Below are 22,679 nucleotides of genomic sequence, written 5' to 3'. Positions count from 1 at the left end.
CGTGAGCTGTGGAGAGCCGCACGAGACGGACTGCCGTGAGGTGTTGGCGGAGGTCTATCTCTACCTGGACCTGGAGTGCGCCGAGGAGCGGCGGAAGCTGATCCGACACCACCTCGACGAGTGCGGGCCGTGCCTGCGCGAATACGGTATCGAGCAGGAGGTTCAGGCGCTCGTGGCCCGGTGCTGCGGTAACGAGACCGCTCCGGACCAGCTTCGCGAGCGGCTCCGCAGCAAGCTCGCCGAACTCGTGGTCTTCGGCAGTAGCGAGTCGCGCGAGTTGGCTGACTGACCGTGACACCGCGGTGGCCCGGACCGACCTCGGTCCGGGCCACCGTTGTCCCCGCTGGCCGAGCCGGCTGGGCCTGGTCGTGGCGGCAGTTCAGGAGTTGGGGCGCTTGCCGTGGTTGGCCGCGCCCTTCTTACGGGCTTTCTTCTTTCGGGCCCTCTTGGCCATGGTGACCTCCTCGTGGTTCGTGGGCGCCGCGGCAGCACGACCGCCGCGACGGGAAACCGGACGCGTCCGACCCTAGTGCTGCTGCCGTCGGCCGGTGGGCCTGCCCCGCGGCGCCGCCGTGGCGAGGCAGTACGCGCTGCTTCTCGGGGTGCTCGGGCGTCCTGGCGCGAAACTGGCTGTGGATCGGGTCTTGGCGTGGCCACCCGCCCCGGCCCGGCTCATGATTGGATACGTCGGCAGGACAGTCGCGAGAGAAAGGGCTGTGGAGATGGCCGAGGAGATCCGCGCCGAGATGGTGGCGAACGTCTGGAAGGTCGTCGCGTCGGCCGGGGACACCGTGTCCGAGGGGGACACGCTGGTGATCCTGGAGTCGATGAAGATGGAGATCCCGGTCGTCAGCGAGTCCGACGGCGTCGTGCGGGAGCTGGCGGTCAACGAGGGGGACGTGGTGCAGGACGGCGACCTGATCGCGGTGATCGGTTGAGTGTCCTGGTCCGTCCCGTCGAGCCGGCCGACCATGCCGCGGTCGCCCGGCTGACAGTCGCCGCCTACGAGGCGGACGGACAGCTCAAGGGGGAGCACGGGTACGCGGCTGTGCTCGCCGATGTCCCGGCTCGGGTGGAGCACGGTGAGGTGCTGGTTGCCGTGGACGCCGGCACCGACGCCGTGCTCGGCTCGGTCCTCTTCGCGCTGCCCGGCACTCGGTTCGCCGAGCTCTCCGGAGCCGGTGAGGCGGAGTTCCGGATGCTCGCCGTGGACCCGGCAGCGCAGGGGCGGGGGGTTGGCGCGGCTCTGGTGGAGGCGTGCGTGGCGCGGGCGACCGAGTTGGGCTGTTCCGCGCTGGTGATCTGCATCCGGGATGGCCTCGCCGCCTCGGCGCAGCGGCTCTATCTGCGGCGGGGGTTCATTCGGGCACCGGAGCTGGACTGGTCGCCGGTGGCCGGTGTGCTCCTGCGCGGAATGCGGCTCTCGCTTCCCGCCTGAGCTGGCGGTTGGGTTAGCGGGGGTCGCCGGTCGTGGGTGGGCCGATGGCGGTGATGAGTTCGTCGGCCACCCTCAGGGCGACCCCCCTTCGTTCCTGGTCGGTCAGGCCGGGGGCCCGTACCCCGAACCAACTGCTGTGTACGGAGAAGAGCGCGAGGGTGGCCCGGAGTTGGGCCTCGGGGGAGGAGTCGTCGCCGCAGAGCAGGTTGGCCAGCTGGAGCATCCGCTCCCGGATCCGCTGGCCGGCGGCGAGACTCCGGAGCGCGGTCTGGTTCTGCTCGAAGAAGCGCATCACCGACGAGTGTTGCCCGGCGCACATGGTGTCCGCGTACCGACCGATGATGTTCCGTCGGGTGGTCAGCGTGGGGGGTTGCGCCTTGGCCCAGGCGACGAGGTCATCCAGCTGATCGAGGCGGTCCTCGACGAAGCTGTTGACGATCTCGTCTTTGCTCTTGAAATGGTAGTAGAGCGCTGCCTTCGTCACGTCGAGCCGTTCGGCGATCTCGCGGAGCGAGGTCTTCTCGTAGCCCTGCTCGGTGAAGAGCTCCAGGGCGACGGTCTTGATTCGTTCCCGCGTGCTGCCGGTGCTCTCCCGCACTGTCATCACCTGATCCGCTTGACTGTCGTCGGCACCCCAACTTACCGTACGGCTAGTAAGCTGGCTAGCCGGTCGGCAAGTAAGCTCACCACCCCGAGGGGAACGACGTATGACCCAGGCAACCCAGGCGGCCCCGGCACTGAGGCGGCCGAATATTCGGATCGTGCTCTTTAGCCTGATGATCGCCATGATGCTGGCGATGTTGGACAACATGATCGTCAGCACCGCCCTGCCGAGGATCGTGGGTGAGTTCGGCGGGCTCGACCACTTCACCTGGGTCGTTACCGCCTATGTCCTCGGGACCACCGTCTCCACGCCGATCTGGGGCAAGCTCGGTGACCTCTTCGGCCGGAAGCCGATCTTCCTCACCGCGGTGGTGATCTTCCTGGTCGGGTCCGCGCTCTGCGGAATGGCGGGCTCCGACCTGCTCGGCGGGCCGGATGACGGGATGATGGAGCTGATCGTCTTCCGCGCGGTGCAGGGCCTCGGTGCGGGTGGCCTGATGGTCGGTGTGTTGGCGATCATCGGCGATCTGGTGCCGCCCCGCGAGCGGGGCCGCTACCAAGGGATGATCGCCGGAATCATGGCGATCGCCCTGGTTGCTGGCCCGCTGGTCGGCGGCTTCATCACCGACCATCTCTCCTGGCGCTGGGCCTTCTACGTCAACCTGCCCCTCGGCGGGGCTGCGTTGGTACTGCTCGTCGCCACCCTGCGTCTGCCCCGGCACCGCACCGAGCACCGAATCGACTGGCTCGGTGCCGCACTGCTCGCGGTCGGGATCACCGCGATCGTGCTCCTCACCACCTGGGGCGGCAACGAGTACGCCTGGCGTTCGCCACAGATCGTTGGCCTGGTGGTTCTCGCGGTGGCTTCGCTCGCCATCTTCGCGGTCGTCGAGCGGCGGGCCGTTGAGCCGGTCCTGCCGCTGTCGCTCTTCGCGAACCGCAACTTCGCGCTGATCTCGGTGATCGGCTTCCTGCTCGGCTTCGCGATGTACGGGGCGATGAGCTTTCTGCCGCTTTACCAGCAGACCGTGCAGGGCGCCTCAGCCACCGAATCCGGGCTGCTTCTGCTGCCGCTGATGTTCGGCATGCTGGTGGTTTCGTTGGTGGTGGGGCGGACGATCACCAGGACCGGTCGGTACCGGGCCTTCCCGATCATCGGCGGTGTGGTGATGAGTGTTGGCATGGTCCTGCTGACGCGGCTCGACGCGCAGACCGAGGTGGCGGAGTCCTCGCTCTACCTACTCGTGCTCGGCGCCGGCATGGGCTTTCTCATGCAGACGACGATGCTGATCGCGCAGAACAGCGTTGAACAGCGGGATCTGGGCGCGGCCAGTGGCGCGGCGACCTTCTTCCGGTCGATCGGCGGCTCGTTCGGCATCTCGCTCTTCGGGGCCGTCTTCGCCAGCCGGTTGGCCAACTCCTCCGCCGGCGGGATGTTCGGTGGCGGTGAGGCCGGGGCGGCGATGGACCTCGCGAAGCTTCGGGAGCTACCGGAGGCGGTCCGGGAACTGGTCCTCGGCGGCCTCGCCGACGCGATCTCGCACGTGTTCCTGTGGGCTCTGCTGTTCACCGTCGTCGTACCGATGCTCGCCTGGCTCATCAAGGAGATTCCGCTGCGTACCGAGAACATCCCGGTGTCGGCCGGCGAGGCGGAGCGCCAGCGCCCGGACACCCACGGCTAGCCCGGTCTCGGCCCGGCGAGGTCAGCGGCGGCGGAAGATCGTCGTAAGGCCTCGCCAGAGGCGGCGAAGCCGTCCGGTCGCTGCTGGAGGTGGTGGCCGGCCACCGGCCAAGGCCTGGGCCAGCGCTCGGGACGCCGGGGCCAGGTCCGGGGTGGCCAGGGCCAGGTGCGCCAGGGACCGGGCGATCGGGACCGGGCGGGTTCGTGTCACCTCAACCGCATCGGTGAGTCGTTCGGCGACCACCGTGGCGACCTCGGGGCGGACCGTCGGGTCGACCCAGGCGACGGTGACCAGGGCGAAGAGTGCGGCTTCGGTGGCCCAGTCCTCGACGCCCCAGGCCAGGTCCAGCAGGACCGACCGGCGGGTGGAGGTCGGCCACGGCTCGTCGGTGCGGTGGTGCAGCAGCCCGAGGCAGGCCCATACCTGAACGCTGCGGACCCAGAGGGAGGGGTCCTGCTCGTCGAGGACCCGACCCAGCGTGGTCGGTGGGGTGGCCGGCGGATGGGCCAGCAGACCGAGCAGGTCGGTCAGGTCCAGGGTGGCCAGGGCCACGCCGGCGTCGTACGCCGCCGGTGGGTGGGGCCACGCCGGATGCACGAACTGCCGGAGGTGGTCCGCGGCCAGCGGCGAGGGGGCGGCGATGGCGGGTGTGCCGTCGTGCCCCCACAGGCGCCAGTCCACCGCTCGTCGGGGCTCGCGCGGGTCCGGTCCCGGACCCTGCGTCAGCTGGACGCGCAGGCCGGGCGCGGCCCGGGTGAGGGTCTGTAGGGCGCTCGGCGGCACCGGCGACCCGAGCCGGATGGTGGCTCCCCGCTGACCGCCGGCATGGTTGGCCCGGAGCGCGTCAACAGCGGGGCCGGTCGCCGGCGTGATCTGCCCGAGCCAGGGCTGGCCGGCGCAGGATTCGGCGAGGTCGGTGTGCTCGTGGGAATCCTCGGGGTGCTCCCGGATGAAATCCGCCAGGGCGACCAGGTGGGCGACATCGCCGTCGCGCCGGAAGCGCAGCCGCTGGGCGGTGTGCACCGCACAGTCAAACGTCGGGTCCCGGGCGAGTGCCCGGTTGATCCAGTCGAGGGCTTCGTCCAGCCGTCCGTGGTCGCCGAGGGTGCCGGCGATGTCGGCATAGACGGCGAGGTCGTCCGGGTCGTGCGCAACGGCACGTTCCAACGCCGCGAGGGCGTCTGGGATCCGCCCCGCGCTTCGCAGGGCGTACCCGAGCCACACCTCGCCGATCTTCGACGGCGTGGTGCGTAACCCCTGGGACGCCCACTGGACGGCGAGCGCTACCTCGCCGAGCCGGCGGGCCAGTGCGGAGGCGGCCCCGAACAGCAGCGCGTGTCCGTGGTGGGCGGTCACCGCGTTGTGGGCCAGGGTGAGGTATGGAGCGAGGGCGGCTCGGCCGGCTCGGGGAACCGGGTCGGCGGTCGCGGCGCAGATCTGCATGAGAATCTGGGTGGTGCGCTCGGGCCCGAGGCGTTCGGCCAGGTCGGGCGCGGTCACCCAGGGCACCTCCGCCCACCGCTCGGCCGGCGCGTGGCCAGTGGCCGCAATGAGCAGGTCCAGCCCCTCGGCGGGCCGGCCGGCGGCGGCGAGTAGGTGGGCCCGGGCGACGACGGTCCCGACGAAGACGTTCTGGTGCAGGGGAAAGAGGTCGAGTCCGTCGCCGGAAACGGCAGCGAGCCGGGCGAGCAACTCGTGGGCTTCGGGGAGGGTCGGCGCCTGCGCCAGCGCCCCCGCGATGTGGGCGGCGGCGTGCGCCAGATCGCCCTCGGTAAGGGCTAGTCGGGCCAGGGTCAGTTCCTCCGTCGCCGGCAGGTCTCGCTTGTCCGGGGACACCTTTTCTCCCGCCGTGGTGGTATGCGCTCCGGTCGGCCAGCGTAGGTGATAGTGAGGATTTTTGGGATGGTCGCGAGTGGTTGTTCATTGTGTTGCGCTTCGGCGCCGAAAAGTGCAAGAATGAACACCAGCGCGCGGGAATCGCGCACCAGGAGGAGTTTCTGTGACGCGTCCAGGGGCCGGCATGGCCGCCGACATTGACGAGCAGCCGGCGACGTACGCCCGCCTGCTCTCCGCCGAGCACGCCGGGCCGATCGCCCGGGTCGCCGCCGCCATCGCCGCGCACCGACCGCGGCACGTGGTGTTCACCGCCCGCGGCACCTCGGACCACGCCGCGCTTTACGGCACCTACCTGACCGAGATCCGGTTGGGTCTGCCCGCCGGGCTCGCCTCGCCCAGCTCCGTCACCGCGTACGGCGCCCGGCCGGACCTCTCCGCCGCGCTCGTGGTCGGGGTGAGCCAGAGCGGCGGCTCGCCGGACCTCACCGCGGTGCTGCAGGCCGCCCGGAACTCCGGCGCGCTCACCCTCGCGGTCACCAATGCGCCCGACTCGCCGCTCGCCCAGGCGGCGGAGCTGAGCGTGGACATCGCCGCCGGGCATGAACGGGCCGTGGCCGCCACCAAGACGTACACGGCTGAGCTGCTCGCCCTGCTCATGCTGGTGGAGGGCATCCGGGCCGGTGACGGCGTGCTGCCGGCCGCCGAACAGGCGGCCCTCAGCACGCTGCCCGAACTCGCCGCGCGTACCCTTGCCGATCCGACGCCGGCCCAGCTCGCCCCCCGCTACCGCTTCGCCGCGCAGCTGGTCACGACCGGCCGGGGGTACGCGTACCCGACCGCGCGCGAGGCCGCGCTGAAGCTGATGGAAACCTCGTACCTACCGACGCTCGCCTTCTCCGGTGCCGATCTGCTGCACGGTCCGCTCGCCATGACCGATCCGGACGTGCCGGTGCTCGCGGTGGTCGGGTCCGGCCCCGGCGGTCAGGCGATGGGGGAGGTGCTGCCACGGCTCGGCGAGCGCCGCGCCGATGTGGTGGTGGTCGGCTCGGCGGAGGTGCCCACCGCGACGCGGATCGCCGTTCCCGAGGTTGACGAGCGGTACGCGCCGCTGCTGGACATCCTGCCGCTGCAGCGGCTGGCCCTGTCGCTCGCGCTGGCCCGGGGCGAGGACCCGGACGCGCCCCGGGGCCTGAAGAAGGTCACCGCGACGATGTGAGCCCCGGCGTGGCAGGCTGGGCGGCGTGTCCACGCTGCGCGACCTCGCCGACGAGCACACCCAGCTGCGTCCCGCCGACATCGACCACCTGCACCGGATCGCGGGCGACTGGCAGCTGCTCTCTGACCTGTCCTTTGCCGACCTGCTGCTCTGGGTGCCGGTGGGCGAGGACGGAACGTTCCTCTGCGTGGCCCAGGTTCGACCGACCACCGCGCCCACCGCCTATCAGCATGATCAGGTAGGTCGCATCACCGGTGGGCCGGAGGTGGACCACCTGGAGGTCGCCTACCGGCGAGGCCGGATCTGGCGGGAGGGCGATCCGGTCTGGTACGGGGACGTGCCCGCGCGGCACGAGGCGATCCCGGTACGGCTGCGGACCGACGACGGTGAGCAGGCCGAGGTGATCGCCGTCGTCGGTCGGGACACCAACCTGTCGACCGCCCGGACCCCCAGCCAGCTGGAGCTGAACTACCTGACCACGGCGGACGACCTGGCGCAGATGCTCGCCGACGGCACCTTCCCGCCGCCCCGGCACCCGGGGGAGACCACCTCGGCTCCCCGCGTCGGCGATGGGTTGGTCCGGCTGGACGCGGGTGGCAGGGTGACGTATTCGAGCCCGAACGCGCAGTCGGCGTACCGGCGGGTCGGCTACGCCTCGGACCTGGTGGGGGAGGACCTCGCGGCGCTGCACCGGCGCCTCGCCGACGACCCGTTGGAGGGGACCGACGCGGCCAACGCGGCGCTTGCCGCGCTTCGCGGCGAGGCGCCGCCCCGCCGTGAGATCAACGCGCGTGGGGCGACCATGCTGACCCGGGCGCTGCCGCTGATCCCCGCCGGAGTGCCGATCGGCGCGCTGGTGCTGGTCCGCGATGTCACCGAGGTCCGGCGTCGGGACCGGGCGTTGATGACCAAGGACGCCACCATTCGGGAGATCCATCACCGGGTGAAGAACAACCTCCAGACGGTCGCTGCCCTGTTGCGGCTGCAGGCCCGCCGGGTAGCCATGCCGGAGGCGCGGATCGCGCTGGAGGAGTCGGTCCGCCGGGTCGCCTCGATCGCGCTGGTACACGAGACGCTCTCCATGTCCAACGATGAGGTGGTCGAGTTCGACGGGATCGTGGACCGGGTGGCGAGCGCGGCGACCGAGGTGGCGGCGACCGAGTCGACCGTCCGAATGCGCCGTCAGGGCAGCTTCGGCGTGCTCACCGCCGAACTCGCCACGTCGCTGGTGATGGTCCTCAACGAGCTCCTGCTGAACGCCGTCGAGCACGGGTTCCCCGCCGATGACGAGGCTGGTGAGCAGTCAGGAGCCGCCGGCTTCTCCCCCGAGGTGGTGGTCTCGACGCACCGGTTTCGCAAGATCCTGCATGTGTCGGTGGCCGACAACGGTGGTGGGCTGCCGCCGGGCTTCGACGCTGAGCGCGGCGGCAGCCTCGGCCTGCAGATCGTCCGGGCGCTGGTCACCGGGGAGCTGCGCGGCACGATCGAACTGCGGACGAGTGCCAGCGGAGGCACCGAGGCGCTGCTCGTCCTTCCCCTCAACCGGCCGTGACCACCGGGAGCTCGGCGCCGGCTAACGGCGTACCAGGGCGACGGTCAGACCAGGGGGGTGCCAGACCTGCTCGACCATCCGCCCGTCGCGTAGCGCCATCCCCTTCGGGCCGGGTACGGCGGCCAGCGGGTCGTGGTGCCGACCGGCCAGTACCAGCCAGACCCGGTCCGCGTCGGCCAGGCACCGGGCCGGGCGGGCGCACTCGGCCGCCCACAGGTCGCCCCGGCGGGCCGCGCTGGCGGTGAGCAGCACGTCCTGGGGACGGTGGTCGCCCAGGTGATAGGCCAGGCCCAGGTCGAGGAAGAGCCAGCCCTCCCGGGGTGAGTAGACGACCGCGTCGGTGGGGCGCTGCCCAGCCGCCACGATCTGGGCCGCCCCGGCGTAGTCGACCGGCGCCGAACGGGGCCACTCGTGGGTCCGCCGTAGCGCCGCCTGGGCCGGCAGGCCGAGCGCCCCGGCCAGGGCCACGACGGTCAGCGCCGGTAGCAACGGCACCCGGGCCAGCGCGACACCGGCCAGCAGGCAGCCGAACGGCACCACGAAGACCAGGTATCGGGGTACCCAGAGGGGGACAACCGCGCCGATCGCGAAGACCAGCAACACCGGCAGGAGCACGGCCAACCCGGGCAGCAGCGCCGACCGTCCCAGCGCTGCGGCGCCGAGTGCGGCGAGCCCGACCAGCAGGCCGCCGACCACCCCGCTCTGCGTCACCCCGCCGGCCAACGCGGCGAGATCGGCGGGGCGGGCCGGGTCCACCCAGTCGAGTTGGCGGGCGTGCTGGCCGTGGGCGACCCAGAGCAGCGGACCGACCAACAGCACCACGGGAACGAGCGCCAGCAGCCAGGACCCGACGGGGTGTCGGTCGGGGTGCCGGCGCCGGGCGGCGAGCACCACCACCGCGTGGGCCGGGAGCAGGGTGAGGGCGACCAGGTGGGTCAGGCCGAGCGCGGCCAGCGCCGCGGCGTACCCGGCCCAGCGGAGCCGACGGCGGGCCGGTTGTCCCGTCGCCCGCGAGTCCACGGCAGTGACCAGCAGCAGCGTCGCCAGGACCGCGAGGGCGGTGGCCAGCGCGTACGGGCGGGCCTCCTGCCCGTACCGGGAGGTGCTGGGAAGAACCGCGAAGAGGAGGCCGGCGAGCAGTCCGGCCGACCGGCCGTACAGCCGGGCGCCGAGGAGTGCGGTCAGGGCCGCGGTGGCGGTCATGGCGAGTACGGCCGGCAGCCGCAGGGCGGCCACCGAATCGCCCGCTCCGGCCACCCAGATCTGCATCAGTAGGTAGTACGGCCCGGTAGCGGCATCGATCGTGCCGGCGAGCCGGACCAGGTCGCCGAGCGGGCGGGTGGCGGCGCTCCACGTCGCCAACTCATCTCGCCAGAGCTGTGCCCCGGCCACGTCGGTGAGGGTGACCGCGAGCGTCAGCAGCGCCGGCGGCAGCCACACCGGCAGCTGCGGCACCGTTCGCGTGCCCATGCCGCTGAGCCTCGCACAGCGTCGGGCTGACCGGGGCCGGACCGGAACACCGCCGACCGTGATGTGGGATGCCGCACCCGAACCTTGGCTGCTCCGGTGACGTCGTGGCAGCATAATGTCATGGCTGCCGCCGTTGTTCGCTACTTCGTGGCCCGTCGCCACGTCGACTTCGGCCGCATGCGCAGCGCGATCTGTCCGGCCCACTGACGACGCCCGACCCAGCTGTCTCGGGCGCCCCGCGCCGGCTGCTCCGCCCCAGCCCAACCCGTCGTGCCGGGGCCGGCCACCGCGCTCGGCGCAGCGGCCACGAGGCACCGCAGACAATGGAGGACGCCACGATGGCGCTGCGCAACCCGGCCCGGCCCGGGGATTCGACGCCCCAATCGGCCCGGTCCCCCCGCCGCCCCCGCGGGGAGGGCCAGTGGGCCCTCGGTCACCACGAGCCGCTCAACGCCAACGAGCGGATCAAGAAGGACGACGACCCACTCAACGTCCGGGCCCGGATCGAGAACATCTACGCCCACCAGGGCTTCGCCTCGATCGACCCACAGGACCTGCGGGGTCGGTTCCGTTGGTGGGGGCTGTACACGCAACGCAAGGCCGGCATCGACGGTGGGCGTACCGCCGTGCTGGAGCCGCACGAGCTTGAGGACGAGTTCTTCATGCTCCGGGTGCGGATCGACGGCGGCCAGCTCTCCGTGGCCCAGCTCCGGGTGGTGGCCGAGATCTCCCGCGAGTTCGCCCGCGACACCGCCGATCTCACCGACCGGCAGAACATCCAGTACCACTGGATCCGGGTCGAGGACATGCCGGAGATCTGGCGCCGACTGGAGTCGGTCGGCCTGCAGACCACCGAGGCCTGCGGGGACTGCCCGCGGATCGTGCTCGGTAGCCCGGTCGCCGGCGTGGCCCAGGGCGAGGTGATCGATCCGACGCCGGCGATCGACGAGATCGTCCGCCGCTACGTGGGCGACAAGCAGTACGCCAACCTGCCCCGTAAGTTCAAGTCCTCGATCTCCTGGCTGGTGGACACGCCGTACGAGACGAACGACATCGCTCTCCTCGGGGTGGTACATCCCGACCATGGACCCGGCTTCGATCTCTGGGTCGGTGGCGGCCTCTCCACGAACCCGATGCTCGCCCAGCGGCTGGGTGTCTGGGTGCCGCTGCACGAGGTGCCGGACGTCTGGGCGGGGGTGGTGGGCATCTTCCGCGACTACGGGTACCGGCGGCTGCGCCACCGGGCCCGGCTGAAGTTCCTGGTCGCCGACTGGGGGGTGGCGAAGTTTCGGGAGGTGCTGGAGCAGGAGTATCTGGGCCGGGCCCTGCTGGACGGACCGTCGGCCGAGCTGCCGGCGCAACAGGTCGACCACATCGGGGTGCACGAGCAGCGCGACGGGCGTAACTACGTCGGGGTCGCTGCGACGGTCGGCCGGGTCTCGGGTAGCCAGCTCACCCGGCTCGCCGACGTGGCCGAGGCGCACGGCAGCGATCGCGTCCGGCTGACCCCGTACCAGAAGCTGTTGGTGTTGGACGTGCCGCCGGACCGGACGGAGTCCCTGGTCGAGGCGCTGGGCGAGATCGGCCTGTCGGCTCGGCCATCGGCGTGGCGGCGGGGCGCCATGGCCTGCACCGGCCTCGAGTTCTGCAAGCTGGCCATCGTCGAGACCAAGGCGCGGGGCGCGGAGTTGGTGGCGCGGCTGGAGGAGCGGCTGCGGGACTTCGACGCCGACATCACCATTCACCTCAACGGCTGCCCGAACGCGTGCGCCCGTACCCAGGTCGCCGACATCGGCCTCCGCGGCCAGCTGATGGTCGGCGCGGACGGCCGCCAGGTGGAGGGCTTCCAGGTGCATCTCGGCGGTGGTCTGGGCATGGCGCGGGACCGGGCCGCGGGGTTCGGCCGCAAGCCGCGGGGCCTGAAGGTCACGGCGGCGGAGCTTCCGGAGTACGTGGAGCAGTTGGCTCGGCGCTACCTGGCTGGCCGTACCGACGGCGAGACGTTCGCGAGCTGGGCGATCCGGGCGGACGAGGGGGAGCTGCGATGAGTGACACCCGTTCCGCGCCGCTGTACTGCCCGTACTGCGGGGAGGAGGACCTGCGGCCGAACGAGGCGGGGCACGGCGGTTGGGAGTGCCACACCTGCGCCCGGGTCTTCACCGTACGGCTGCAGGGCCTGTTGGCGAAGGCGGTGCTCCGGTGAGTGGTCTGCGCTGGGCGGCCGATCTCGGCCTGGTCGGGGCCGGTGAACCGGCCGCCGCCGAGCCGAACCGGCGGGAGTTGCGCACCTTGGCGGAGGAGGCTGGCCGGGACCTGGCGGGTGCCCCCGCGCTGGAGGTGGCCCGGTGGGCGGTCGAGACGTTCGGGGACCGGCTCTGTGTCACCAGTTCGATGGCGGACGCGGTGCTCGTCCACCTGTTCTCTCGGGTCGTACCCGGCGTTGACGTGGTCTTCCTGGACACCGGGCTGCACTTCCCGGAGACGCTCAAGGTTCGGGACCAGGTCGCCCGCACGATGCCGGTGAATGTCCGTTCGATCCGACCCCGGCTGACCGTCGGCCAGCAGGACGGCGAGTACGGGCCGCGGCTGTTCCACCGTTCCCCGGATGACTGCTGCCAGCTGCGCAAGGTGGAGTCGCTGGAGCGGGCCCTGGTGGGGTACGACGCGTGGGCCGCGGGGCTGCGCCGGGACGAGTCGCCGTCCCGGGCGAACACCCCGGTGGTGACCTTTGACGCGGGTCGGGGCAAGGTGAAGATCAACCCGATCGTGGCGTGGACGCAGGCCGATGTGGAGACCTACATCTCCCGCTGGGATGTGCCGGTCAACGAGCTGTTCGGCCGGTCCTACAACTCGGTCGGCTGCTGGCCCTGTACCCGGCGGACGGAGGCCGGGGAGGATCCGCGGGCGGGCCGGTGGGCGATGTTCGAGAAGGCCGAGTGCGGCCTGCACGGTTGAGCGGGACCGGGGGCGCCGGGGACCCGGTGCTCCTGGTCGCGCATGGCAGTCGGGACCCGCGGGCCGCGGCGGCGACGCGGGCGCTGGCCGCGGCGGTGTCCATCGCTCGGCCTGGCCGGCGGGTGGTGCCGAGCTGGCTGGACCACACCTGGCCCGCGCCCACGGAGGCGTTACGGGAGTTGGCTGGTGCTGGTTTCCCCCGGGTGGTGTTGGTGCCGCTGCTGCTGACGGCCGCGTATCACCGGCGGGTGGACATCCCGGCGGCCGTTGCGGCGGTCCGGCAGACGGTTCCCGAGCTGGCGGTACGGGTGACCGACGTGCTTGGTCCCGCCGTCCGGGGGGCCGATCCGGCGTTGTTGGCCGGGCTGCGCCGTCGGCTGGCCGAGGCCGAGCCGGGGGGCTATGACGGGCTGGTGCTGGCCGCTGCGGGCACCCGGGATCCGGTCGCGCGCGCCTCGGTGGGGCGGGTGGCGGCATCGCTGCGGGCGGCCCTGGCCGTTCCGACCCGGGTTTCCTATGCCTCGGCTGCCCCGCCCGCCGCTGGTGTGGCGGTGTCCCGCCTGCGCGTACGGGGCGCGCGACGGGTGGCGGTGGCCGCGTATTTTCTGGCGCCCGGGTTGTTCCATGACGCGGTGACCGTCTCGGCCTGGCAGGCCGGTGCGGTGGCGGTGGCGGCTCCGCTCGCCGACGCTCCCGAGCTGGTTGAGCTGGTCCTTCGCCGGGTTGACGCGGTGTCGGACTAGGCCCTGTTGTGGTGTCGCCCCGCTGGTGGCGGGGTCTTGGTTGACGCCGGCCGGGCAGCGAAACACCCCGGTGGTCGAGCTGACCGGGGCGTTCCGCTTTCGGCTGGTGGTCAGGCGGTGTGAGCGCGCAGCACCCGGAGGCCGCCGCGACGCTTGACGGCGCGCCGCTCCTCCTCGCTCATCCCGCCCCAGACGCCTGCGTCCTGGCCGGACTCGAGGGCCCACTGCAGGCACTGGTCCGTCGCCGGGCAGCGCCGGCAGACGGCTTTGGCCTGCTCCACCTGCAGGAGGGCCGGACCGGACGTCCCGATCGGGAAGAACAGTTCGGGGTCCTCGTCGCGGCAGACAGCATGGTGACGCCAGTCCATGGCGGCAACACTCCTCATTCTGGTGGGTGGCAGATGGTTTGCTTTATGCATCCGCAGCGCCGGCCGTAACGGTTCGCGCCCGGCTTGCTGGCAGTGCGTGAGCAGGCTGTTGGCTCCGTCGACCTACTGGAACCGCTCATTCTGCTGAGCGAATCCAGGCGATGTCCCGGAAACTCAAGTCGCTTGTGAATACTTTCACGAACGCTCGCGATGTCAAGGGTGACGCTCCGGAAAACTTCACGCGGTGAGCAAGCCCACAACCAGTTTGTCCTGATTTGCCCGAGGCTCCGGATACTCGGAGTACCACAGTCGGGGATCAATATAGTACGGCGGCACTGATTTCGCTGACATTTCCGTCACTCACCCCAACGTGGCGCCAATCGTCATCGGACGGGCCGGATCAACCGAGGGGAGTGCCCGAGGGCTAGCAGATTACTCGCACTGCGGCGGGGGTGGCGGTGAATTCGACTTTTTCGCGCTCGCCCAGGTACTCACCGTCGAGCTGGAACGCCTGTGGGTGACGGGCGATCAAGGTGAACTCGGTCAGGTCGTGGAGGCGGAGTACCTGTTTGCCGCGCGGACCCGGTGTTCGGCCGAAGAATTGAGTGATCGTCCGTGTTGTGCTGGTCACTCGGAGCTGCCGCAGTGCGAAAGCGTCCAGGCCGAGGTCGAACGATGCCTCCGGATTCGGGTTCACCTCCCGGTCGCCGAGGTACGTCCAGGGTGCGGTGTTCTGGACGATCACTGTGGCGAGCTGCTCCTCGGTGGGTTGGTCCGGCCGCTGGAGGGCGATAGCGGGGTGCCGGCGGTCCGAGGCGAGGAAGTACTGGGCAAGAGTTGATCGGAAGTACAGGCCGGGCGTGGAGACCTCTCCGCGCCGGCGGGACCGTTCCACCCGGTGGATCACCGCGGCGTCAACCCCGAAGCCGGCGCAGAAGGTGAAGTAGCGCTCATCCGCCCGACCCAGGCCGATGGTGCGGTGCCGGTTCAGCCGCAGCCCTTCCAGGATCATGCTGGTGCTGTCCGGCCACTCCCGGGGTAGGCCGAGAGCGCGGGCGAAGACGTTCGTCGAACCGCCCGGCACGGTTGCCAGGGCGGGCAACTGCTCGGCCGGCGTTCTCCCGGTCGGCCCCGCCGTCGGCAACGCGGACATCAGCCCGTTGACGACCTCGTTGACCGTGCCGTCGCCACCGAGTGTGACGACCAGGTCGACGCCCTCCTCGGCCGCCTGGCGGGCCAGGGTTGTGGCGTGCCCCCGGCGCCGGGTGTAGCGCACCGACAGGTCGACTTCACTGCGTAGCGCCCGGACCAGGACATCCCGGCTGCGCTCGCTGGTGGTGGTGGCCTTGGGGTTGACCACCAGGACGGCCCGCATGGGCGGCACTGTACCGCGTGGCGGCATCGGTATCGTGGTCGCGTGACGATCGCCTCCAACCAGATACCCGGCCCGCTCCGGTGGGCCGTCCTGACGCTGCATGGTGAGGCGGGCGCAGTCGGTCTGATCGCTGGCTGGCTGCTCTGGGCAAACCTCACGGCGTCCAGCGTCGACCTGGCATCGGCGCTGCTGTTGACGGTGTTCGCCGCCGGTGCGGCAGCCGTGCTCTGGGCGCTGGGCCGGGCGCTCGCCCGGTGCCGGGCGAGCGCCCGAGCTCCGGCGATCGTGCTTCAGCTCATGCTGTTGCCGATCGGCTGGTTCATGATCCAGGGCGGCCTTGGTTGGCTGGGCGGGCCACTGATGGCACTGGGCCTCGGCGTCACCGCCCTGCTGCTCAGTACCCCGACGACCCGTGCCCTCGGCTTCGAGTAAGGGCGTTTCGAGTGCGGGTGCTGGCAGCCGTCGGTCCTGGCGGGTGCGGCGCGCCGGTTCGACCTAGCCGGCGACGCGACGGGTCAGCAGGGAGATGGTTGCGCGGTCGTTGTCAGTGGTAGCGGCGGCCGAGGTGGTCAGTGCGGTGAGCACCTTCCAGGCAAAGGAGGACTTGGCCGGCAGCCGCGCACCGCGGGAGGTTGGCACCGTGACATCGACGGCGAGTGCATCGTCGGTTACGGAGAACCGGCACTCCAGCTCGGCGTGGTGGGTGGCGATCGAAAGCAGCATGGCGCACGCCTCGTCGACCGCGATGCGGAGATCCTCGATCTCGTCGAGGGTGAACTGCAGCCGGGCCGCGAGCCCGGCCGTGGCCGTGCGGAGCACGCTCAGATAGCCGCCGTCCGCGGGCACGGTCAGGTGCACCACGTCGTCGCTGGCGGGTTGGCTGGTCGTCGGAGTCACGCATCATCCCCCCGGGACGCCCGCTACCCGGATCGGGGATGGCGGCCCGTCAGGGAACTCTACCCGGTGGCCCCGACTCAACTACCACGGCGAGGGCCGGCGCCTCCGCGGACGCGCCGGCCCTCGCCGTGCCGCTTCACCTACGCCTTCTTGGTCTCCCAGAAGATCTTCGAGATCTCGTCGATCTTCTGCAGCAACTCGTCGGCCTTCGCCGGGTCGGTCGCGCCCTTGGCGCCGGTCGCGCCGGCCAGCTTGGTGGCCTCGTTGAAGAGCTGGTGCAGGTGCGGGTACTTCTCGAAGTGGGCCGGCTTGAAGTAGTCGGTCCACAGCACCCACAGGTGGTGCTTCACCAGCTCGGCCCGCTGCTCCTTGATCAGGATAGCCCGGGTGCGGAACTCCGGGTCGGTGTTGGCCTGGTACTTCTCGCAGATCATTTTCACCGACTCGGCCTCGATCCGGGCCTGCGCCGGGTCGTAGACGCCGCAGGGCAGGTCGCAGTGGGCGCTGGCGGTCACTCGGGGGGTGAGGATGCGTGGAAGTCGCATCAGGAGCCTCCTGGGAAGTTTGCGATGATCGAGCACGACATTACTTGGAGGCCGTACCTGGTGGAGGTGAACGGCATGCCCCCGCCCCCGCCGTGCCCGGTGCCGCGCGCCCGGTGGTGGCTCTCCGCCGTTCTGGTGACGGGTCCTTCCATGGCGCCGACCCTGCGGCACGGGGACGCGGTACTGGTGCGCCGCGGGGACCGCGGTATCCGGGCCGGTGACGTGGTGGTCGCGGTCTTTCGGAGTCGCCCCGACCTGCTGGTGGTCAAGCGGGCGGTCGGTCCGACCGCGCAGGGCTGGTGGCTCGCGGGCGACAATCCATTGATCACGGACGACTCGCGGGCGTACGGTGGAGCGGACATCTGGGGGCGGGTGGTGGCGCGCTACTGGCCGCGGCCTCGGCTGCTGTGCCGCCGTGGAGTATGACCCTACTCACATCCGGGCGGCGTGCGCCGCACTATGCTCGGCAGGTGTCCCGGGTGACCCCCACGCCTCGCGCCGCCGGTCAGCGCCCACCTCGCGCCCGGACCGGTTGGTCCAGCTGTATCGACAGATCCTGGAGTCACCAATGTCATCGTCCACTATGGACCCCGAGGACCCGGTCTTCCGACTGCATCGGGGCGGCAAGCTGGCCGTCGCCTCGACCGTGCCGCTGACCAGCCGGGAAGACCTCTCCCTGGCGTACACCCCAGGGGTGGCCCAGGTCTGTGCGGCCATCGCCGCCGACCCTCGGGCAGCCGATGACTACACCTGGGTCGGGCACACCGTCGCGGTCGTCACCGACGGCTCCGCCGTGCTGGGGCTCGGCAACATCGGCCCACACGCCGCGCTGCCGGTCATGGAGGGCAAGGCCGTACTGTTCAAACAGTTCGGCGGGGTGGACGCGGTGCCGATCTGTCTGGACACACAAGACGTGGACGAGATCGTGGCGACGGTACGGGCCCTCGCCCCCTCGTTCGGCGGCATCAACCTGGAGGACATCAGCGCGCCGCGCTGCTTCGAGGTCGAGCAGCGCCTCGACGCGGCGCTGGACATCCCGGTCTTCCACGACGACCAGCACGGCACCGCGGTCGTCGTGCTCGCCGCGCTCCGTAACGCGACGGCGCTGCTCACCCGAAAACTCGGCGACCTTCGGGTGGCGGTCAGTGGCGCGGGTGCCGCCGGCGTGGCGGTGACCAAGATGCTCATCGCCGGCGGCGTGAACCCGGAACAGGTAGTGGTCTGTGATTCCCGGGGCATCCTCGGGCCGCACCGTGCAGGCCTCACCGACGCCAAGGCCGAGCTGGTGGAGCTGACCAACGGTGATGGTCGGCGGGGCGACGTGGCCGAGGCGCTGCGCGGCGCTGATGTGCTGATCGGTGTCTCCGGTGGCCAGATCCCCGAGGCGGCAGTGGCCGGCATGGCTCCGGGCGGCATCGTCTTCGCCCTGGCCAACCCCACCCCCGAGGTGCAGCCGGAGGTGGCCGCCCGGCACGTCGCGGTGGTCGCCACCGGTCGAAGCGACCACCCCAACCAGATCAACAATGTGCTCGCCTTCCCCGGTGTCTTCCGCGGCGCGCTGGATGCCCGGGCCACCCGGATCACCGATGGCATGAAGGTGGCCGCGGCGGACGCGATCGCCGGGGTGGTGGCCGACTCGCTCACGCCCGAGGCGATCGTCCCGTCACCACTGGACCCGCGGGTCGCCCCCGCGGTGGCCGAGGCGGTCGCGGAGGCCGCGCGGCGCGACGGCGTAACCCGGTAGGCGCGGCGGCGCGACGGCGTAACCCCCGACGTGTGGCCTCGCACACGCCGACGGGCCTTCTGGTCACCCGCCCGGGTTGTTACGGTGCCGATCATGCGTGCCGCCTTCGCCTCCCGCTTCGACGACGCCAACCCGCTCGCCGCGCTCACCGTCGGTGAGCGGCCGGAACCCGCGCACCACGGCGACGACTGGGTGACCATCCAGGTCACCGCCAGCTCGCTCAACCACCACGACCTCTGGTCGCTGCGCGGCGTCGGACTGCGCGCGGAGCAGCTGCCGATGATCCTGGGGTGCGACGCGGCCGGCGTTGACCCGGACGGCAACCCGGTGGTCGTCTACCCGGTGCTCCCCACCCCAGCCGATCCACGCCGGATCTCGATCCTCTCCGAGCACTTCCCGGGCACGCTGGCCGAACGGGTCGCCGTACCCCGGGCGAACCTGCTGCCGCTGCCGGCGGGCCTGGCGGCGACCGATGCCGCCTGCCTGCCCACCGCCTGGCTGACCGCCTGGCGGATGCTCACCACGCGGGGCCGGGTGGACGAGGCCGCCGCCGTGCTGGTGCAGGGGGCGGGAGGAGGCGTGGCCACCGCGGCCGTCGCGCTCGCCGCCGCGATGGGTAAGCGGGTCTACGCGACCAGCCGGGACGCCGCCAAGCGGGAGCGGGTCGCGGCGCTCGGCGCCACCGCCGTCGAACCGGGCGCCCGGCTGCCGGAGCGGGTGGACCTGGTGATCGAGACAGTCGGTGCCGCGACCTTCGACCACTCGCTGAAGTCAGCCGCGCCGATGGCCCGGATCGTGGTCTCCGGCGCTACCGCCGGTTACGAACCCACCGTCAACCTGCGTCGGGTCTTCGCCATGCAGCTGGAGATCCTCGGCACCTCCATGGGCACCCCGGACGAGCTGGCCGCGCTGCTGGCCTTCTGCGCCGAGCGAGGGCTGCGCCCGGTGGTGGACCGGGTGGTCCCGTTCACCGCGGTCGAGGAGGCATTCGCCCGCCTGCACTCCGGCGACGTCTTCGGCAAGGTGGTCGTCAACCACACCGCCTGAACGACGTCAGCGTCGGCCCGCCACCTCCCGGGCGGAACGGGCGATCTCCCGCTCCTCGTCGGTGCCGATGACGAAGACCGCCACCTCGCCCCCGTCCGGCGAGATGACCCGGTCGCCACTGCCGGCGTTGCGCTCCGGATCGACCGTGATCCCGAGGCGCTCCAGTCCGGCCAGGGCCACCGCGCGGACCGGGGCGGTGTGCTCGCCGACGCCGGCGGTGAAGGTCACCGCGTCCACCCGGCCGAGCAGCGCGTAGTACGCCCCGACGTAGCTGGTGATCCGGCGGCAGTACACGTCGAAGGCGAGCCGGGCGGCCGGGTCGCCGTCCGCCCGGCGGGCGAGCACCTCGCGCATGTCATTGGCGCCGGTGAGCCCGTACAGGCCGCTGCGGTGGTTGAGCAGCTCGTCGATCTCGTCGACGCCCAGCCCACCCTCCCGCCGCAGGTGAAAGATCACCGCCGGGTCCAGGTCGCCGCTCCGGGTGCCCATGACCAGCCCCTCGAGCGGGGACATCCCCATCGAGGTGGCCACGCTGCGCCCGCCGGCCACGGCGGCGGCGCTCGCGCCGTTGCCCAGGTGCAGGGTGATGGTGTTGGTGTCGGCGTACGGACGACCCAGCAGCTCCGCCGTACGCCGGGAGACGTACGCGTGGGAGGTGCCGTGGAAGCCGTACCGCCGGATGCCGTACCGGTCGGCTGTCGCCCGGTCGATCGCGTAGGTGGCGGCGGAATCGGGCAGCGTGGTGTGGAACGCGGTGTCGAAGACGGCGACCTGGGGGACACCGGGCAGCGCCGCCCGGGCGACCTCGATGCCGGCCAGGTTGGCCGGGTTGTGTAGCGGGGCGAGTGGCACCAACTCTCGGATCGCGGTGAGCACCGCGTCGTCGATCAGGACCGGCTCGCCGAAGCGGCGGCCACCGTGCACCACGCGGTGGCCAACGGCGGCGAGCCCGGTCAGGTCGAGTGCGGTGAGGATCCCCCGGATGGCGGTGCCGTGGTCCGCCGGCCCGCCCCCGGGTTCACCGATCCGTTCGACGGCGCCCCGGTCGAGGACGTCGTCGCCGTCGTAGAGCCGCCACTTGACCGACGACGACCCAGAGTTGAGTACCAGCACCCGGCTCATTTGCCTGCCTCCCCGGCCTGGATCGCGGTGATCGCCACCGTGTTGACGATGTCCGGGACGGTCGCACCCCGGGAAAGGTCGTTCACCGGCCGGCGGAGCCCCTGCATGACCGGCCCGACCGCGACCGCTCGGGCAGACCGCTGCACCGCCTTGTACGTGTTGTTGCCCGTGTTCAGATCCGGGAAGACGAAAACCGTCGCCCGGCCGGCGACCGTGCTGCCGGGCAGCTTCGTCGCCGCCACCGTCGGGTCGATCGCCGCGTCGTACTGGATCGGCCCCTCGACCAGCAGGTCCGGGCGGCGCTCCCGAACCCGTTGGGTGGCCTCCGCGACCTTCTCCACGTCGGCGCCGGCGCCCGAGCTGCCGGTCGAGTACGACAGCATCGCCACCCGCGGCTCGATGCCGAACCGAACGGCGGTGTCGGCGGACGAGATCGCGATGTCGGCGAGCTGCGTGGCGTCCGGGTCGGGATTGACCGCGCAGTCGCCGTAGACGAGCACCCGGTCGGCGAGCAGCATGAAGAAGACGCTGGAGGCGATGGAGACGCCGGGCAGGTTGCGGATGATCTCGAAGGCGGGGCGGATGGTGGCGGCGGTGGTGTGGGTGGCGCCGGAGACCATGCCGTCGGCGTACCCGGCCCACACCATCATCGTGCCGAAGTAGTTCGGCTGGGGCACGATGTCGTGGGCGAGGTCCGGGGTGACGCCCCGGTGGGCGCGGAGCCGGGCGTACCCGTCGGCGAACTCGTCGCGCCACTCACTGGTGAAGGGATCGATCACCCGTGCGCCGACGATGTCGACGCCCAACTCCCGGGTCCGCCGGGCGATATCGTCGGGCCGGCCGAGCAGGGTCAGCTCGACCACATCCCGGCGTAGCAGGATTTCGGCTGCCCGCAGGATCCGCTCCTCGGTCCCCTCCGGCAGCACCACATGCCGGCGCTGTGCCCGGGCCCGGTCGATCAGGTCGTACTCGAACATCAGCGGGGTGACCCGCTGCGAACGGGTGACCCGCAGTCGACGGGACAGGTCGTCGGTGTCCACGCAGCGTTCGAAGGCGCCCAACGCGGCCTCCACCTTGCGCGGGTTGCCGGCGCTCAGCCGGCCCTCGATCCGGTTGCAGGCGGCCACCGTGTCGTAGCTGTCGCTGGACACGGAGAGCACGGCCAGGCCCGGCCGGAGCCGCTCGACCAGCCGCATGGTGCGCGGATCGGGCGTTTCACCGAGGGTGAGGATCAGCCCGGAGAGCGCGACCTGTCCCGCGACGTGCGCGGCGTTGGTGGCGACCAGGAGATCGTCCCGATCCCCCGGCATGATCACCAGGGCGCCTTCGGTCAGGTGGTCGAGCAGCGTGGGCACGTGGGCCGCGCCGACGACATAGTCGAGTACGTCGCGGCTGAGCGTGGCGTCGTCCCCGCCGAGCTGGGTGGCGCCGAGCGCCGTCGCCACCTCGGCAACGGTCGGCGCCGACACGCTGGGCACCTCGGGGATCAGGTACGCGGGCACCGGCAGCTCGGGCAGGGTGAGCGGACCGGTCACCCGGTTCGCGACGACCGCCAGCACCGTCGCGCCGAGGTCCGCCAGGTCGTGGTACGCCCCCCGGGCCGCCGCCGCGATGGTCGCGATCTCCTGCTCGTACCCGTCCACCACGGGGACCACGACGCTGCCGAACTCGGTCGCGAGCCGGGCATTGAAGGCCAGTTCCCGGGGGCCGGCGCCGTCGCCGTCGTCGGCGAAGTCGCTGCCCACCACGACCACTGCCGGGAACTGCCGCTCGACCGCGCGGTACCGCTCGACGATGCGGGAGACGAGCTGCTCCCGCCGGCCTTCGGCGACCATCCCGGTGGCCTCGGTGTAGGTGGTGCCGGTGAGGTCCTCGATCGGCAGGTCGACCCGATACCGTTCGCTCAGTAGGGTGAGGATCGGGTCCGGCTGGTCGCCTCGGACCAACGGTCGGAAGATTCCGACTCGGCCAACCTGTCGGGACAACAGCTCCGCCAGTCCCAGGGCGACGGTGGACTTGCCGCCACCGGAACTCACGCTGGTCAGATACACACTTCGCGCCACGAGATCCACTCTAGGAGCTCGGT

At 71.4% G+C, this 22,679-nt stretch carries 24 protein-coding genes; 14 read left to right on the top strand and 10 right to left on the bottom strand.

Annotation, left to right across the window (positions count from 1 at the left end; all coding sequences use genetic code 11):
- Position 1 precedes the first annotated feature (1 nt).
- Positions 2-289 (top strand): mycothiol system anti-sigma-R factor, encoded by a 288-nt coding sequence (gene rsrA, locus T398_RS05045; protein WP_025616801.1) that lies wholly within the window; start codon positions 2-4, stop codon positions 287-289.
- Positions 290-379: 90 nt separating this feature from the next.
- Here the strand turns inward: rsrA and T398_RS05040 are convergent, their stop codons facing one another.
- Positions 380-454: a 50S ribosomal protein bL37 gene (locus tag T398_RS05040; RefSeq protein ID WP_372492465.1), complete on the bottom strand. Its 75-nt coding sequence runs from the start codon at positions 452-454 to the stop codon at positions 380-382.
- 262 nt (positions 455-716) lie between these two features.
- On the opposite strand from T398_RS05040, the gene T398_RS05035 reads away from it, so the two are divergent.
- Both T398_RS05035 and T398_RS05030 read left to right on the top strand, forming a co-directional pair.
- Positions 717-938, top strand: coding sequence for a biotin/lipoyl-binding carrier protein (locus T398_RS05035; RefSeq protein WP_496445443.1), 222 nt, complete (start codon positions 717-719; stop codon positions 936-938).
- Positions 935-1,438: a GNAT family N-acetyltransferase gene (locus T398_RS05030; protein ID WP_496445065.1), complete on the top strand. Its 504-nt coding sequence runs from the start codon at positions 935-937 to the stop codon at positions 1,436-1,438. Before T398_RS05035 ends, T398_RS05030 begins: the two co-directional genes overlap by 4 nt.
- 13 nt (positions 1,439-1,451) lie before the next feature.
- Here T398_RS05030 and T398_RS05025 read toward each other — a convergent pair whose 3' ends face one another.
- Positions 1,452-2,042, bottom strand: coding sequence for a TetR/AcrR family transcriptional regulator (locus T398_RS05025; protein ID WP_496445063.1), 591 nt, complete (start codon positions 2,040-2,042; stop codon positions 1,452-1,454).
- Positions 2,043-2,145: 103 nt separating this feature from the next.
- On the opposite strand from T398_RS05025, the gene T398_RS05020 reads away from it, so the two are divergent.
- Positions 2,146-3,723 (top strand): MDR family MFS transporter, encoded by a 1,578-nt coding sequence (locus T398_RS05020; protein ID WP_496445060.1) that lies wholly within the window; start codon positions 2,146-2,148, stop codon positions 3,721-3,723.
- Positions 3,724-3,744: 21 nt separating this feature from the next.
- On the opposite strand, the gene T398_RS05015 is transcribed toward T398_RS05020, so the two are convergent.
- Positions 3,745-5,559 carry a tetratricopeptide repeat protein gene (locus T398_RS05015; protein ID WP_496445059.1) on the bottom strand — a complete coding sequence of 605 codons (1,815 nt, stop codon included), beginning with the start codon at positions 5,557-5,559 and terminating at the stop codon, positions 3,745-3,747.
- A gap of 184 nt (positions 5,560-5,743) precedes the next feature.
- On the opposite strand from T398_RS05015, the gene T398_RS05010 reads away from it, so the two are divergent.
- Together T398_RS05010 and T398_RS05005 are read left to right on the top strand one after the other, a co-directional pair.
- Entirely contained in the window at positions 5,744-6,775 is a 1,032-nt protein-coding gene (locus T398_RS05010; RefSeq protein ID WP_496445442.1) for an SIS domain-containing protein, read from the top strand.
- Between the two features lie 25 nt (positions 6,776-6,800).
- A complete protein-coding gene (locus tag T398_RS05005) occupies positions 6,801-8,327 on the top strand; it encodes a sensor histidine kinase (RefSeq protein ID WP_496445057.1) in 1,527 nt (508 codons plus the stop codon).
- 21 nt (positions 8,328-8,348) lie between these two features.
- Here the strand turns inward: T398_RS05005 and T398_RS05000 are convergent, their stop codons facing one another.
- Positions 8,349-9,797 (bottom strand): glycosyltransferase family 39 protein, encoded by a 1,449-nt coding sequence (locus tag T398_RS05000; RefSeq protein ID WP_496445055.1) that lies wholly within the window; start codon positions 9,795-9,797, stop codon positions 8,349-8,351.
- 338 nt (positions 9,798-10,135) lie between these two features.
- Here T398_RS05000 and T398_RS04995 point away from each other — a divergent pair, with 338 nt between their 5' ends.
- The 4 genes from T398_RS04995 to T398_RS04980 are packed head-to-tail and all read left to right on the top strand — an operon-like array spanning position 10,136 to position 13,495.
- Positions 10,136-11,845 (top strand): nitrite/sulfite reductase, encoded by a 1,710-nt coding sequence (locus T398_RS04995; protein ID WP_496445053.1) that lies wholly within the window; start codon positions 10,136-10,138, stop codon positions 11,843-11,845.
- Positions 11,842-12,000, top strand: coding sequence for a hypothetical protein (locus tag T398_RS04990; RefSeq protein ID WP_496445051.1), 159 nt, complete (start codon positions 11,842-11,844; stop codon positions 11,998-12,000). Before T398_RS04995 ends, T398_RS04990 begins: the two co-directional genes overlap by 4 nt.
- The gene (locus T398_RS04985; protein ID WP_496445049.1) at positions 11,997-12,752 is read left to right on the top strand and encodes a phosphoadenylyl-sulfate reductase; all 756 of its coding nucleotides are present in this window, start codon (positions 11,997-11,999) and stop codon (positions 12,750-12,752) included. The genes T398_RS04990 and T398_RS04985 overlap by 4 nt, the downstream gene beginning before the upstream one ends.
- A complete protein-coding gene (locus T398_RS04980) occupies positions 12,734-13,495 on the top strand; it encodes a sirohydrochlorin chelatase (RefSeq protein WP_496445047.1) in 762 nt (253 codons plus the stop codon). Before T398_RS04985 ends, T398_RS04980 begins: the two co-directional genes overlap by 19 nt.
- Positions 13,496-13,605: 110 nt before the next feature.
- Here the strand turns inward: T398_RS04980 and T398_RS04975 are convergent, their stop codons facing one another.
- Positions 13,606-13,863: a WhiB family transcriptional regulator gene (locus tag T398_RS04975; RefSeq protein ID WP_012014907.1), complete on the bottom strand. Its 258-nt coding sequence runs from the start codon at positions 13,861-13,863 to the stop codon at positions 13,606-13,608.
- Between the two features lie 424 nt (positions 13,864-14,287).
- Positions 14,288-15,238: a diacylglycerol/lipid kinase family protein gene (locus tag T398_RS04970; RefSeq protein WP_496445044.1), complete on the bottom strand. Its 951-nt coding sequence runs from the start codon at positions 15,236-15,238 to the stop codon at positions 14,288-14,290.
- 42 nt (positions 15,239-15,280) lie between these two features.
- Here T398_RS04970 and T398_RS04965 point away from each other — a divergent pair, with 42 nt between their 5' ends.
- Positions 15,281-15,670 carry a hypothetical protein gene (locus T398_RS04965; RefSeq protein ID WP_496445042.1) on the top strand — a complete coding sequence of 130 codons (390 nt, stop codon included), beginning with the start codon at positions 15,281-15,283 and terminating at the stop codon, positions 15,668-15,670.
- A gap of 63 nt (positions 15,671-15,733) precedes the next feature.
- On the opposite strand, the gene T398_RS04960 is transcribed toward T398_RS04965, so the two are convergent.
- Both T398_RS04960 and sodN read right to left on the bottom strand, forming a co-directional pair.
- A complete protein-coding gene (locus tag T398_RS04960) occupies positions 15,734-16,135 on the bottom strand; it encodes an ATP-binding protein (protein ID WP_496445040.1) in 402 nt (133 codons plus the stop codon).
- Between the two features lie 140 nt (positions 16,136-16,275).
- On the bottom strand, positions 16,276-16,680 hold the full coding sequence (gene sodN, locus T398_RS04955; protein ID WP_018252249.1) for a superoxide dismutase, Ni: 405 nt from the start codon (positions 16,678-16,680) through the stop codon (positions 16,276-16,278).
- Between the two features lie 24 nt (positions 16,681-16,704).
- On the opposite strand from sodN, the gene T398_RS04950 reads away from it, so the two are divergent.
- The 3 genes from T398_RS04950 to T398_RS04940 all read left to right on the top strand — a co-directional run bounded on the left by T398_RS04950 (position 16,705) and on the right by T398_RS04940 (position 19,471).
- Entirely contained in the window at positions 16,705-17,106 is a 402-nt protein-coding gene (locus T398_RS04950; protein WP_496445037.1) for a S24/S26 family peptidase, read from the top strand.
- Positions 17,107-17,248: 142 nt separating this feature from the next.
- Complete coding sequence (locus T398_RS04945; protein WP_496445035.1) at positions 17,249-18,424, top strand: NAD(P)-dependent malic enzyme; 1,176 nt, start codon at positions 17,249-17,251, stop codon at positions 18,422-18,424.
- Between the two features lie 84 nt (positions 18,425-18,508).
- Entirely contained in the window at positions 18,509-19,471 is a 963-nt protein-coding gene (locus T398_RS04940; RefSeq protein WP_496445033.1) for a zinc-binding dehydrogenase, read from the top strand.
- Between the two features lie 6 nt (positions 19,472-19,477).
- Here T398_RS04940 and T398_RS04935 read toward each other — a convergent pair whose 3' ends face one another.
- Entirely contained in the window at positions 19,478-20,593 is a 1,116-nt protein-coding gene (locus tag T398_RS04935) for an acetate/propionate family kinase (RefSeq protein ID WP_496445031.1), read from the bottom strand.
- Entirely contained in the window at positions 20,590-22,665 is a 2,076-nt protein-coding gene (pta, locus tag T398_RS04930) for a phosphate acetyltransferase (protein WP_496445029.1), read from the bottom strand. The genes T398_RS04935 and pta overlap by 4 nt, the downstream gene beginning before the upstream one ends.
- Between the last annotated feature and the right edge of the window lie 14 nt (positions 22,666-22,679).

It is taken from the genome of Salinispora goodfellowii (assembly GCF_059570675.1).
Note: the sequence above shows the minus strand (reverse complement) of the source record. Positions and strands in the feature narration are given on the sequence as shown.

What these genes read in the sequence shown, in the direction of transcription:
- T398_RS04950 (WP_496445037.1), top strand. Translation starts at nt 16,705, where the DNA reads ATGATCGAGCACGACATTACTTGGAGGCCGTACCTGGTGGAGGTGAAC.
- T398_RS05025 (WP_496445063.1), bottom strand. Translation starts at nt 2,042, where the DNA reads ATGACAGTGCGGGAGAGCACCGGCAGCACGCGGGAACGAATCAAGACC.
- T398_RS04995 (WP_496445053.1), top strand. Translation starts at nt 10,136, where the DNA reads ATGGCGCTGCGCAACCCGGCCCGGCCCGGGGATTCGACGCCCCAATCG.
- T398_RS05020 (WP_496445060.1), top strand. Translation starts at nt 2,146, where the DNA reads ATGACCCAGGCAACCCAGGCGGCCCCGGCACTGAGGCGGCCGAATATT.
- T398_RS05010 (WP_496445442.1), top strand. Translation starts at nt 5,744, where the DNA reads ATGGCCGCCGACATTGACGAGCAGCCGGCGACGTACGCCCGCCTGCTC.
- sodN (WP_018252249.1), bottom strand. Translation starts at nt 16,680, where the DNA reads ATGCGACTTCCACGCATCCTCACCCCCCGAGTGACCGCCAGCGCCCAC.
- T398_RS04990 (WP_496445051.1), top strand. Translation starts at nt 11,842, where the DNA reads ATGAGTGACACCCGTTCCGCGCCGCTGTACTGCCCGTACTGCGGGGAG.
- T398_RS04945 (WP_496445035.1), top strand. Translation starts at nt 17,249, where the DNA reads ATGTCATCGTCCACTATGGACCCCGAGGACCCGGTCTTCCGACTGCAT.
- T398_RS04935 (WP_496445031.1), bottom strand. Translation starts at nt 20,593, where the DNA reads ATGAGCCGGGTGCTGGTACTCAACTCTGGGTCGTCGTCGGTCAAGTGG.
- T398_RS05000 (WP_496445055.1), bottom strand. Translation starts at nt 9,797, where the DNA reads ATGGGCACGCGAACGGTGCCGCAGCTGCCGGTGTGGCTGCCGCCGGCG.
- T398_RS04975 (WP_012014907.1), bottom strand. Translation starts at nt 13,863, where the DNA reads ATGGACTGGCGTCACCATGCTGTCTGCCGCGACGAGGACCCCGAACTG.
- T398_RS04970 (WP_496445044.1), bottom strand. Translation starts at nt 15,238, where the DNA reads ATGCGGGCCGTCCTGGTGGTCAACCCCAAGGCCACCACCACCAGCGAG.